The organism is Aeromonas sp. 600479 (genome assembly GCF_049175515.1).
GTDB lineage: Bacteria > Pseudomonadota > Gammaproteobacteria > Enterobacterales > Aeromonadaceae > Aeromonas > Aeromonas veronii_A.
The window spans coordinates 253,410-265,998 of record NZ_JAAKVF010000002.1 but is presented as its reverse complement, the minus strand read 5'-3'; the positions used below and the strand labels follow the sequence as shown (position 1 = coordinate 265,998).

Here is a 12,589-nt window from a genome sequence, read left to right as displayed (position 1 = left end):
CATGCTTGAACAAGCGCAGCATTATGGGAGTGTGAGTCCAGATTGCGAACCCGGCAGGCGGGGCTCACTCAATGTGACATTCGTCACAATTAGTTGATTAGATAAGGGATTTATCATTAAGACAGCTGGCTGCACATCTCATACCCAAGGGCGTCATGCGACAACTTGTGACACCGTTTAGCTCGAGTGCTCATCCCTTGAACGATATAAACGGAGGCGTGGTCAGTCTCCTGCAGGGGCAAAACGGCTGACAACCTGCCCCTGATGCTCAATCCACTCCATAAACATGGCGACGGGTCGGGCATAGACCTGACCATCCTGCTCGGATTGATAAATGACCAGCTGCTCCTGGGTTTCGGTATGCAGAGCCAAGGCAAGCACTTGATAGTAACCCCCCTTGAAGTGGCGATAGCGGCCTGGAACGGGTGCTTGCATGGGAAAACCTCGCAGAAGTGAACACCGATGAGCGAACCACATAAAGATGACACCATGAGTGCCAGTCAACTCATCGAAAAGGGGGACGAAGACGATTTTTTACACAAGCCAATCGTGCCACAGGATCCGGATATTGCAACACAGTCAGGCAGCTTTGTTAATTCGTTCCCCATGTTTCACTAGTTAACCTTGGTTAGCACCAAATATCGTGCTGAATTTAACGTTCTAGCAACCCTGTTTTAGGGCTAAAAATCAGGGAATTCTTCTAAAAAGAGGATTGTTCTAGCATTCAATTCTGTGAAGAATAGGGGAAAAGAAATTTGATACTAAAAATCGCCTTTTTCGCCAACGCGTCCCTGTGGGGAAGGAATCACTGTCACCATGTTCACAATCGACAAGTCGCACAAGCTCGACGATGTCTGCTATGACATCCGCGGCCCGGTGCATAAAGAGGCTCGCCGTCTCGAAGACGAAGGCCACCGCATTCTCAAGCTCAACATCGGCAACCCGGCCCCGTTCGGCTTTGATGCGCCGGAAGAGATCATCAAGGATGTGATCCTCAACATGCCGCTGAGCCAGGGCTACTGCGACTCCAAGGGGCTCTTCTCTGCCCGTAAAGCGGTGATGCAGTACTACCAGCAAAAAGGGATGCGCAAGGTCGATATCGACGACATCTACATCGGCAATGGCGCCAGCGAGCTGATCGTGATGGCCATGCAGGCGCTGCTCAACAATGGCGACGAGATGCTGGTGCCCTCCCCCGACTACCCGCTCTGGACCGCCGCCGTCACTCTCTCCGGTGGCCATGCGGTGCACTATCGCTGCGACGAAGGGGCTGATTGGTACCCGGATCTCGACGATATCCGCGCCCGCATCACCCCGCGCACCCGCGGCCTGGTGCTGATCAACCCCAACAACCCGACCGGTGCCGTTTACGGCAGCGAGTTCCTGCTGGAGGTGATCGAGATCGCCCGCCAGCACAACCTCATCATCTTCGCCGACGAGATCTACGACAAGATCCTCTACGACGACATCTCCCACACCAGCGTCTGCACCCTGTGTGACGATGTGATGGTGGTGACCTTCAACGGCCTCTCCAAGGCCTACCGCGCCTGCGGCTTCCGTCAAGGCTGGATGGTCATCACCGGCCCCAAAGGCCGTGCCCGCGGTTACATCGAAGGGCTGGAGATGCTGGCCTCCATGCGGCTGTGTGCCAACGTGCCGATGCAGCACGCCATCCAGACTGCGCTTGGCGGCTACCAGAGCATCAACGAGCTGATCCTGCCGGGTGGCCGCCTGCGCAAGCAGCGGGACAAGGCATGGGAGCTCTTGAACGAGATCCCCGGGGTATCCTGCGTCAAACCAAGGGGGGCGCTCTACATGTTCCCCCGCCTTGACCCCAAGGTGTATGACATCCGCGACGACCAGAAGATGGTGTTCGATCTGCTGCAGCAAGAAAAATTGCTGCTGGTGCAGGGCACCGGCTTCAACTGGCCGGCGCCGGATCACTTCCGGCTGGTGTTCCTGCCCCGCGAAGAGGAGCTGGAGGATGCCATCGGTCGCCTCGCCCGCTTCCTCAAGGGCTACAAGCAGTAAGCAAGGCTCATGAAAAAGGCTCCCGCGGGAGCCTTTTTGTTATCTGTGGTTTTATCCGCGCCATCAGCCGTGCAGCAGTGCGCCAGCCACCAGCACCGCCATGGTGATGAGAGCGACCCCGATGATGAAGGGCAGCACCCAGCGCACGAAACGATCGTAGGGGATCTTGGCGAGCGCCAGCCCCGCCACCAGATGGGCGGCGGTGGGGGCAAACAGATTGATCCAGCCGGAGGCGGACTGATAGGCCGTGATCACCAGATCCCGCGAGATGCCTGAGAAGTCAGCCAGCGGCCCCATCAGCGGCATGGAGACAGTCGCCAGCCCCGAGGTGGACGGGATGAAGAAGCTCAGAATGATGTGCACCAGATAGGCCATCAGGATGAATACCGACGACGACAGTCCGCTTACCAGCCCCTCGGCCCAGTGCAAAATGGTGTCGATGATGACACCCTGCTCCATCACCACATAGATGCCGCGCGCCACCGCCACCACCAGTGCCACCCCGATGAGATCCCGCGCCCCGTTGAGGAAAGTCGCCACATAGTTGGACTCCGGCATCCGGTTGATCAGCGCGATCAGGATGGAGGCGCTGAAGAACAGGGTGGATAGCTCATCAAACCACCAGCCAAAGGTGGGCAGCACGTCGATCCCCAAATCCGACCAGGGCACCACCGCATAGATCATCAGCAGGAAGGTGCCGAAGAAGACCAGCATGGTGAGCTTCTGCTTGCCGGTAAAGGCGAGGTTGCCGCTCTTCATCTGGGAGAACTCGTCGTCATAGACAATATCAGCCAGCACGGAGCGGGACTTGTCCTGCTGCACCTGCTTGGCGTAACGCATCACGAACCAGGAGGCGAAGATCACCAGCAGCAGCCACTGGATGACCCGCAGGCCAATCCCCTCACCGATGGGGATACCGGCAAAGCCCGAGGCGATACCGGTGGCAAACGGGTTGACGGTGGAGGCGAGCACCCCGACCCCGGAGCCAAGCAGGATGATCCCTGCCGCCACCATGCGATCGAAGCCCGCCGCCATCATCACCGGCACGATGAGTGCCCAGAAGGCCACCGTCTCCTCCGCCATGCCGAAAGTGGAGCCGCCGAGGGCAAAGAGAGCGATCAGCACCGGGATCAGCAGCCGCTCGCGACCGGCAAAACCGCGCACTATGGCCCCCACCCCGGCATCAAGCGCCCCGCTCTGCATGGTCACCGCGAGAAAACCGCCGATGATGAGCACGAACAGCGCCACATCAGCGGCCTTGTGAAAGCCCTGAATGGGGGCCTTGAGCACATCGAATACCCCCTGCGGATGAGAGGGCAGCTCGGTGTAGCTACCGGGCACCGGCAACAACCGCTCGTCGCCGCTGTATTCGGCCACGGCCGCTGCCGCCACCGGCTGCTCGGTCTTGGCGGTGACATAGTCATATTTGCCCGCTGGCAGCACCCAGGTGAGGGCGGCCATCAGGGCGATGATGATAAAAAGCAGGGTATAAACCGTGGGGAGTTGGCGCTTCTTGGGCGCCTCGTTTGGAGTGGTCATAGCTTCCGTACCTCGGCAATGCCGTCTGTGATCCGATCAGCGCAAGACTAGCGGGTTTGATATGGGAAAAAGGTGATCGCTGATAATAAAATTCCGCAATTTGGCGGAATTTTTGCCAAAAAAACAGGGCCCCGCGGGGCCCTGTTTTCACTTGAGTCAGACTCAGAGCTCGACCACGTCGAATTTCACATCCGGATTCACATCCGCATCGTAATCGACCTCGTCCAGACCGAAACCGAACAGGCGCAGGAACTCCTGCTTGTAGCCGGTGTAATCAGTCAATTCGGAGAGGTTTTCGCTGGTGATGGATGGCCACAGGTCACGGCAGGTCTGCTGCACATCTTCACGCAGCTCCCAGTCATCCATGCGGATGCGAGCCTGATCGTCCAGCGCCATGTCGGACGCGTAGAGACGGGTGCGCATCATGCGATCTACCTGCTCCATGCAGCCCTCGTGAATGCCCTTCTCCTTCATGATCTTGAAAGCCATGGAGATATAGAGCGGCATCACCGGAATGGCAGAGGAGGCCTGGGTCACCACGGATTTCAGCACAGCCACATGAGCGGTGCCGCCCTTGGCAGCCAGGTCACCACGGATGGCGGCAGCGGCGCGGTCCAGATCTTCCTTGGCGCGGCCCAAGGTGCCGTGCCAGTAGATTGGCCAGGTCAGATCGGTGCCGATGTAGGAGTAAGCCACGGACTTGGCACCGTCAGCCAGCACGCCTGCATCACGCAGGGCAGCCATCCACAGCTCCCAATCCTGACCGCCCATGACGGTGATGGTGTTCTGGATCTCTTCCTCGTTCGCCGGCTCGACGGTAGCGGTGATGATCTGATCCTTGTTGGTATCGATGGCGGTGGTGGTATAGACCTCGCCGATGGGTTTGAGGGCAGAGCGTACCACTTCGCCGGTGTCCGGCATCTTGCGCACCGGAGAGGCCAAGGAGTAGACAACCAGATCGATTTGACCCAGATCCTGCTTGATAAGCTCGATCACCTTGGCGCGGCACTCGTTGGAGAAGGCATCGCCATTGACGCTCTTGGCGTAGAGGCCCGCCTCTTTGGCTGCCTTGTCGAAGGCGGCAGAGTTGTACCAGCCAGCGGTACCGGGTTTGGTCTCGGTGCCTGCTTTTTCAAAGAAGACGCCGAGGGTGGCGGCACCGCTACCGAAGGCAGCCGCAATCCGGGAGGCCAGGCCATAACCGGTGGAAGCGCCGATCACCAGCACCTTCTTGGGGCCATTCTCGATGGTGCCCTTGGCCTTGGTATAAGCGATCTGGCGACGAACATTGGCTTCACAACCGACCGGATGAGTGGTGGTGCAGATAAAGCCGCGAACCTTTGGTTTGATGATCATATGGGGTCTCGGATCCGTTTAATGGATGAAATCGGGGCATAAGATACCTCATCTTGCCGCGATAAGGTGCTCTGATGTGTTGAACTGCGGCAAAAATGGGCATCCGAAGGTGGCCATCATGGTCCATGCCATGGTGCCACCTCACGGCAACTAGCAGGCAATGCGGGTAATCTGGCCATCCTGCAGCTTATAGAAGGCATCTTGCGGCAACTCCTGTGACCAGGTCGCCTTATAGTCGAGATCGGCATAGACGCCACGCAGCATGGCGCCGAGCAGACCGTGGGAGATGACGATGGCCCGCTCGGCGATGGCAGGATCCTGCAACCACTGGTGTGCCCGGCGCTGAATGCTCTCGAAGCTCTCGGCACCCGGTGCCTGCAGATACCAGTCCCCTTTGCCGGTATCGAGCTCGGGGTGGGCAAGACGCAGCGCCGGGATCTGGCAACTCTCCCACTCCCCCATCCCCAGCTCCATCAAGCGATCGTCCCAGACGATGCGATCTGCCGTCAGCCCCAGCTGCTCGCACACCAGCAGCGCAGTCTGACGGGCACGGCCAAGCGGGCTGGCATAGACGGTCCAGCGGGCGGGATCCGCCAGTTCGGCGGCAAGGCGCCGCCCCATGGCGATGGCTTGCGCCTCGCCCTTGTCGGTCAGATCGGAGTTGCAACGCCCCTGCAGACGCTGCTCGGCATTGAAGCGGGTCTGGCCGTGGCGCAGCAGATAGATGAGTCGAGACATGATTTCTCCAGTACGTTCAGAGAGATAGAAAAATGAAGGGGGAATATGATAGCAGATGAGCCCGAAGGACGGCCCAAGCAGAGAGGCTAAAACGGGCGTAAAAAACGGGTCATGGCTGACCCGTTTATTGCCAATTAGGCCAGATTAAACCGGCTCAGCCCTTCTTGATCTCCCGCAGATAGCGGTAAATGGAGTGGACCGAGATCCCGAGCTGGCGCGCGGCAATCTGGGCACTGTCTTTCAGTTCGAAGATCCCCATGTCGTGCAGCTGGTTGACGATGACCCGGGTCTTCTGGGACGGGGGCACCGCCTCGTTGCCACGCACCTCGGCACTGACGGTGTCGATGGTGCTGTTGAGCGCTTCGTCGATGTTGCGGGCGAACACCTCCGGGGTGGCATGGCTCTCGTGGGGATGCATACACTCCGGCATCATGGTGCGCAGCACGGATTGCAGCGGAGCATCCATGTCGCTGTTGATGCAGAGCAAGCCGATGGCCCTGTGCTCCCCGTTGCGGATCACGGTCGTGATAGAGCGCAGGGTCTTGCCGGTGGCGCACTTGGTCATGTAGGGGCTGGAGATATCCTGCCCGCTCTTGAGCTTCATCATCGCCAGGTTGGTGATGGGGGCGCCGACACTGCGGCCGGTGATATGGCCGTTGGCAATCTTGACGATCGAGGGATTGCGCGCATCCAGACTGTGGAGCAGCACTTCGGTGTGCTGACCATACATGGCGGCGATGCCGTCCACAATGTTCTCCATCGACTTGAGGATCTCAAAATCGCTCGGACTCAACTCTTGCAGCTTCACAATGGGACCTTCTTGCAAGGGTTGCTGCCGGGCAATGGGTGTCGGGCAGCAACCGACAGGGACATCAGGCGGACATGATATCAATAATGGTGCTGTCTGTGGCAGACATGCCCTCCTTCACCATCTGGCCGACGTTGCGGATGGTCTGATCCACGTCGCCGGCGACGATCCCCTGTCCCGACACCGAGTGGCTGTTGAGGGCCATCAGGAAGCCGCGCACCGCCGCGCCGGAGGAGGTACTCACCTTCATGGCGCAGGAGGCTTTCGCCCCGTCGCACACCATGCCGGCACTGTCGCTCAGCACGTTCTGGATGGCGAAGCAGGATTGCTCGAAGCTGCCGCCCGCCAGATAGACCATGGCCATTGAGGCGGCCGCGCTGGTCACGGTATTGCCACAGAAGGCCGACAGAGGCGGATAGTGGGACTTGATATAGATGGCGCCCAGATGGCTCATGATGAGGGCGCGAGCCAGCTGCTCTTCGCTGGCCGCAAAGCGCTCGGCAATCACCATCACCGGAATGGTGGCGGCAATGCCCTGGTTGCCGCTGCCGAAGTTGCTCATGGCTGGCAGGGTCGCCCCCCCCATCCGGGCATCGGAAGCGGCCGCCGTCATCATCACGATGCGGTTCATCACATCCTCGCCGATAAGACCGGCATCGATGTTCTGCTGCATGGTGCGGCCGATCTCGAGACCATAGGGGTTGTTCATCCCCTCGGCAGAGAGCTTGCCGTTGAGCTCGGAAGCTTTGAGGATGAACCTGATCTGCTCGAACTCCACCTGGGTGGCGAACTCGTAAATGGCGGCGATGCTGATATCGACGCCATCGCAGATGGAACCGGTGGCACCGCCCTGGCTCTGATCAGCGGTGAAGGTCACCTCGCCATCGCGGCGCTGCTCGACGATGCGGGTATGACCGCCGCACAGGGTCACTTCGGCGCTGTGTTCTTCACCCTTGTCATCAGTGCCATAAACGGTCACGCGGCAGAAGATAAACTCGGGGGCGGCGGTGCGGCTCACCTGCACCTTGCCGGCATCGATCAGCTGCTGGGCACGATCCACCTGTTCTGGCTGGATCGCGGCCAGCACCTCCAGCCCGGCATCGGCGTTGCCGCCGATGGCTCCGGCCGCGGCTGCAATGGCCAGACCGATCTTGCCGGTGCCCGGCACATAGACACCCATCGAGTTTTTATAGAGATTGTCCGACACCGCAACCTCGAGGCGACCGGGCTCACCCCCCAGTTGCCGAGCGGCGACAGCCGCGGCATAAGCGGCGGCGATTGGCTCGGTACAACCCAGCGCTGGTTTGACAACCTGTTGAATAATCTGCAGATACTGCTGCCACGCTTGTTTCATCACTTGAACCTTTTTATCAGCATTAACGAGCGATATGGGCGATCGCTTCCACTTCAACCTTGACGCCCATCGGCAGATCCTTCACTGCGAAGCAGCTGCGCGCCGGACAATCTTTCTGGAAATAGGCTTTATAGACCTCGTTGAACGCGGCAAAATCGCTGATCTCGGCGAGGTAGCAGGTTGTTTTGAGCACGGTATCCAGCGAGCCGCCTGCGGCTTCCAGCACGGATTTCAGGTTTTCCAGTGACTGGCGGGTCTGGGCGGCAATCCCCCCTTCCACCACACCACCCTGCTGCTTGCAGACCGGCAACTGACCGGAGGTAAAGATAAGGTCGCCATAGGCAGTGCCGTGGCTGTAGGGACCGATAGCGTCAGGTGCCGCTGCTGCTGTGATGATGCGTTTCATATAGCCACTCCTGTTTGTGCAATTTTTTTTGCAATCACGAATCTCATTCCGTTCAACATTATTTGCTTTTTATTTTATCCATTCAACAAAAAGATACAAAAATGGCGTTTAAAGGCACCTTTCGGCCTCAATATAAACCGTGATCACCATCCTGATTTGAACAAAAGTACTCTTATGGGCATTGTTTATGATAGTTTCATTCAACTATATTTGCGCCGCTTTCCCACATCCCTACAAAAAAGAAGGTTTTAATGGACGCGCATAGCACTACACTCGCCAGCCCCGTGATGGGCACGCTGGAATGGAAAGAAGCGGTTCGCTTCGACAGCACCGACTGGGGCTGGATCATCATGAGCATCGGCATGGCCATCGGCGCAGGGATCGTCTTCCTGCCGGTACAGGTGGGTCTGATGGGCTTGTGGGTCTTTCTGCTCTCGGCCGTGATCGGCTACCCCGCCATGTACATGTTCCAGCGCCTCTTTATCAACACCCTGGCCACTTCGCCGGAGTGCAAGGATTACCCCAGCGTCATCACCGGCTACCTTGGCAAGAACTGGGGTGTGCTGCTCGGCGCGCTCTACTTCGTGATGCTGGTGATCTGGGTCTTCGTCTACTCCACCGCCATCACCAATGACAGCGCCTCCTTCCTGCAGAGCTTCGGCGTCACCGACGGCCTGCTCTCCGAAAACCCGCTCTACGGTCTGGTGCTGATCTGCGGTCTGGTGGCACTGGCCTCGCGCGGCGAAAACCTGCTGTTCAAGATCTCCACCTTTATGGTGCTGACCAAGATCAGCGTGGTGGCCGTGCTCGGCCTGATGATGGTGGACAAGTGGGATGCGGCCAACATCACCGCCATGCCCGCCGCCGGTGACTGGATGAAGGATGCCATCATCATGCTGCCCTTTACCCTCACCTCCATCCTCTTTATCCAGAGCCTGAGTCCCATGGTGATCTCCTACCGCTCGCGGGAAAAATCGCTGGAAGTGGCCCGCTTCAAGGCGATGCGCGCCATGAATATCGCCTTCGGCATCCTGTTCGTAGTGGTGTTCTTCTACGCGGTCTCCTTCACTCTGGCCATGGGCCACGATCAGGCGGTCAAAGCCTCCGAGGAGAATATCTCCGCACTGGCGATGGTGGCGCAGGGGATGCCCGGCCAGACCCTCAAGCTCCTGAGCCTCACCCTCAACATCTTCGCGGTGATGACCGCCTACTTCGGCGTTTACCTCGGTTTCCGTGAAGCCTGTCAGGGTCTGGCGATGAACCTGCTGCGCCGGGTGCTGCCGGAAAACCGCATCAACAAAGGATTGGTAGGCAAAGGGATCATGGTCTTTACCGTCATGCTCTCCTGGGGTGCCATCGTGCTCAACGCACCGGTACTGAGCTTCACCTCCATCTGCAGCCCCATCTTCGGCATGGTGGGTTGCCTCATCCCGGCCTATCTGGTCTATCAGGTACCGGCGCTGCACAAGTACAAGGGCACCTCCCTCTACATCATCATCGTCACTGGCCTACTGCTCTGTGTCTCGCCCTTCCTGGCGTTCAACTGATCGATTGCAAACGCCCTCCTTATCGACTTCGGGCCACCTTCGGGTGGCCCGTTTTCTATTGGCTCGGCTGACGGCGTCCCGCCCGGAAGTAAAAAGCCAAGGGGATCACAACTTGCAACCGGCAATCACCCAAGGGAGGCCGCTCGGAGTACTATTCAGGCAATACGACTCACGCCCGCACTCAGGTATCGAGGCTTAACATGAAATGGATTTTCAACCCCGCCATCCGGCTGGGCAATCAGCTCTCCTTCAAATACAAATTCCTGCTCTGGTCCTGTCTGATGCTGCTGCCACTGGCCTACAGCATGACCAATCTGCTGGGGCGGCTGCAGGATGACAACGTCCAGGCCAACCGCGAGCTGGCGGGAGTGGTCAATCTCGCCCCCGTGCCCGCTATCGAGCAAGCCCTGCTCACCCATCGCAATCTGGTGACCCGTCACGCTTATGAAGTGGATCCGGTCGGTGATGATCAGGTCAAGGCAGCCGCACAAGCCGTTGATCAGAGCCTGCAAGCCTTTGCCGACACCCGCCAGAACAACCCCTCCTTTGAGGTGATCCAGCAGGGCTGGGCCGCCCTGCAGAGTGAAGCGGGCAAGCTGGAAGTGGAGCAGAGCAACCTGCGCCACGACAAGCTGTTGACCGAGGTGCGCCACCTCTACAAGCACATTACCGCCAGTAGCAGCCTGATCCAGGATCCGGCGCTCGGTACCTACTATATGGTGATCCTCGCCAGTGAGCGGTTGCCGCAACTGCGCGACCTGCTGGCTCAGGTGCGGGATCGCGCCGCCACCATCGCCGATTTCGGCCTGTTTCAGGCCGAAGGCTACAGCGGCCTGCGTTTTCGTCTCGACCTTATCAGCGCCACTCTGCAGGAGCTGGAAGCAGACCTGACCCTGCTCTACCAGATTGAACCGGCTTATCGCGCCGAGCTGGGTCAGCAGACCAATGCTCTGATACAGCTGGTGCGTCAGGGGGTCGAGACCATGGAAAACAAGATGATGAAGGATCAGCTGGTGCAGCTCTCCACCAAGGAGGTGCAAGCGCTGGGGGATAAGATGGACGAGGCCATCACCGCACTGGCAGGCCAGGTACGCCAGCGGCTGGAGGCCGACTTGCATCAGCGGCTGGCCGCCAACCAACGTCACTTCTGGTGGGTCACAGCGCCGCTGACCGCCAGCTTGCTGCTCTACCTCTACCTGATGATCGGCGCCTATCTCTCCCTGCGCGACACCGTAGGGCGGGTGCGTGATATCGCCGCCCGGGTCAACGCCCAGGATCTCAGCCAGCATATCGAGATCGTCGGTCAGGACGAGCTGGCCGCCATCAGCCGGGATTACAACGTGACCCTGGAGACCCTACGCACCCTGATGCTGCGGGTGCGTGAAAATGGCGTCACAGTAGTGGAGAGCGCTACCGAGATCGAAGCGCGCACCTGCCGCTCGCAGGAGGTCATTGCCGATCAGCAAGGGGAGACCCATCAGGTCGCCACCGCCATCAAGGAGCTGGCCGCCACTTCACAAGACATGGCGGGCAACGCCCTGCAAGCCGCCCGCATGACCCAGGAGGCACAGAACGTGGTCGGTCAGGGCGAGGATGTGGTGGAGCGCACCATCAAGGCCATCGACCATATCAACCGCGAAGTGCTACACACCGCCGAGACCATAGGCCAGCTGGAGCAGCAGTGCAGCCAGATTGGTGGCGTCATCAGCGTGATCCGCGGCATCGCCGAACAGACCAACCTGCTGGCCCTCAACGCCGCCATCGAAGCGGCCCGGGCCGGTGAACAGGGACGCGGCTTTGCGGTGGTGGCCGACGAGGTGCGCTCCCTTGCCAACCGTACCCAGGGGGCTACCGTCGAGATCCAGCAAATGATCGAACAGCTGCAATCCGGCGCCCGCGCCTCGGTCACCGCCATGTCGGCGGCCAGCCATGAAGCGCAGGAGGGGGTTGGTCTGGCGCAGGAGGCGCAACAGGCCTTCGGCGCCATCACCGAGAAGGTGGATCGGATGGTCGATACCAATGCCATCATCGCCAGTGCCATCGAACAGCAGGGCGCCGTGGTCAACGAGATCGAACGCAACGTGGTGCGCATCTCGGATGGCAGCGACGAGGCGCTGCAAGTGGCCAACGCCGCCCGCGATGCAGCCCGCCAGATCCACCAGCTCACCGAACAGCTGCGCGCCATGGTACAGAGCTTCGTGCTATAACAGAGCGCTGACAAGCCGGGCTCAACGTGAGCCCGGCATTATCCCGGTCTCGCCCCTGCCAACAACATCTCGGTTGCTCGGATAATCCAGAAAATCTCTGCGACCCACTTGCCGGGCAGATGCCAACAAAGTGGTCTCGAACGAAAACAAAATGCGGCATTCCCGACACGCACTGCCTGCGACGTCGAGGGAAACGAAGCCGCCTGCGAGCCACAGATTAAACCCAGCGTCACGTCATCTATCACCCGCGTCAAGCGAGGATTTACCCATGGCCAGATACCAGTTTTTTACCATTCCGGCGTCCAATCGGCAGCAATACACTTTTATCGACATGGCATCTCCGACTTTTCTGAGTGAAAAGGCGGCACTGCTGACCCAAGGATTCGAGGTGGAGGAGGACTTTATTGACGCGACCAGCCCACGGGAGGCCGTCGAGAAGTACCAATCCAATTTTCTCTATATAGCGGATGAGATAGGCAAGTCCGATAGCAGCTACGCCGCGGCCGTCGCCATGCTGGAAATTGGCAAGGGGTTATTGGGCAATAAAAACCGCTGAGATAAGGTACAGCGGTGAAGAGTGGTGGCCATCGTGGCAACGCGCCC

11 protein-coding genes are annotated in these 12,589 nt (G+C 59.3%); 4 read left to right on the top strand and 7 right to left on the bottom strand.

The window, feature by feature from the left end:
- Positions 1-222: 222 nt before the first annotated feature.
- Positions 223-435, bottom strand: coding sequence for a DUF1653 domain-containing protein (locus G5149_RS03945; protein ID WP_005334366.1), 213 nt, complete (start codon positions 433-435; stop codon positions 223-225).
- A 381-nt stretch (positions 436-816) separates the two neighbouring features.
- Here G5149_RS03945 and G5149_RS03940 point away from each other — a divergent pair, with 381 nt between their 5' ends.
- A complete protein-coding gene (locus G5149_RS03940; RefSeq protein WP_042058000.1) occupies positions 817-2,031 on the top strand; it encodes a pyridoxal phosphate-dependent aminotransferase in 1,215 nt (404 codons plus the stop codon).
- Between the two features lie 63 nt (positions 2,032-2,094).
- Here the strand turns inward: G5149_RS03940 and G5149_RS03935 are convergent, their stop codons facing one another.
- The 6 genes from G5149_RS03935 to G5149_RS03910 form a co-directional block, all read right to left on the bottom strand.
- Entirely contained in the window at positions 2,095-3,570 is a 1,476-nt protein-coding gene (locus G5149_RS03935) for a YfcC family protein (RefSeq protein WP_236344451.1), read from the bottom strand.
- A gap of 162 nt (positions 3,571-3,732) precedes the next feature.
- Entirely contained in the window at positions 3,733-4,926 is a 1,194-nt protein-coding gene (gene fabV, locus G5149_RS03930; RefSeq protein ID WP_236344453.1) for an enoyl-ACP reductase FabV, read from the bottom strand.
- A 150-nt stretch (positions 4,927-5,076) separates the two neighbouring features.
- Positions 5,077-5,664 carry a histidine phosphatase family protein gene (locus G5149_RS03925; protein ID WP_236344455.1) on the bottom strand — a complete coding sequence of 196 codons (588 nt, stop codon included), beginning with the start codon at positions 5,662-5,664 and terminating at the stop codon, positions 5,077-5,079.
- 154 nt (positions 5,665-5,818) lie between these two features.
- Complete coding sequence (locus tag G5149_RS03920) at positions 5,819-6,472, bottom strand: helix-turn-helix transcriptional regulator (RefSeq protein ID WP_005334376.1); 654 nt, start codon at positions 6,470-6,472, stop codon at positions 5,819-5,821.
- A gap of 64 nt (positions 6,473-6,536) precedes the next feature.
- Positions 6,537-7,826: a serine dehydratase subunit alpha family protein gene (locus tag G5149_RS03915; protein ID WP_236344456.1), complete on the bottom strand. Its 1,290-nt coding sequence runs from the start codon at positions 7,824-7,826 to the stop codon at positions 6,537-6,539.
- Positions 7,827-7,848: 22 nt separating this feature from the next.
- Entirely contained in the window at positions 7,849-8,232 is a 384-nt protein-coding gene (locus G5149_RS03910; RefSeq protein WP_005344164.1) for a Rid family detoxifying hydrolase, read from the bottom strand.
- A 251-nt stretch (positions 8,233-8,483) separates the two neighbouring features.
- Between G5149_RS03910 and G5149_RS03905 the strand changes: the two genes are divergently transcribed.
- The 3 genes from G5149_RS03905 (at position 8,484) to G5149_RS03895 (ending at position 12,542) form a co-directional block, all read left to right on the top strand.
- On the top strand, positions 8,484-9,779 hold the full coding sequence (locus G5149_RS03905) for an amino acid permease (protein WP_021229327.1): 1,296 nt from the start codon (positions 8,484-8,486) through the stop codon (positions 9,777-9,779).
- 200 nt (positions 9,780-9,979) lie between these two features.
- Positions 9,980-11,986 carry a methyl-accepting chemotaxis protein gene (locus G5149_RS03900; protein ID WP_236344458.1) on the top strand — a complete coding sequence of 669 codons (2,007 nt, stop codon included), beginning with the start codon at positions 9,980-9,982 and terminating at the stop codon, positions 11,984-11,986.
- 268 nt (positions 11,987-12,254) lie between these two features.
- Positions 12,255-12,542, top strand: a complete 288-nt coding sequence (locus tag G5149_RS03895; protein ID WP_107685105.1) for a hypothetical protein — start codon at positions 12,255-12,257, stop codon at positions 12,540-12,542.
- Positions 12,543-12,589: the final 47 nt, after the last annotated feature.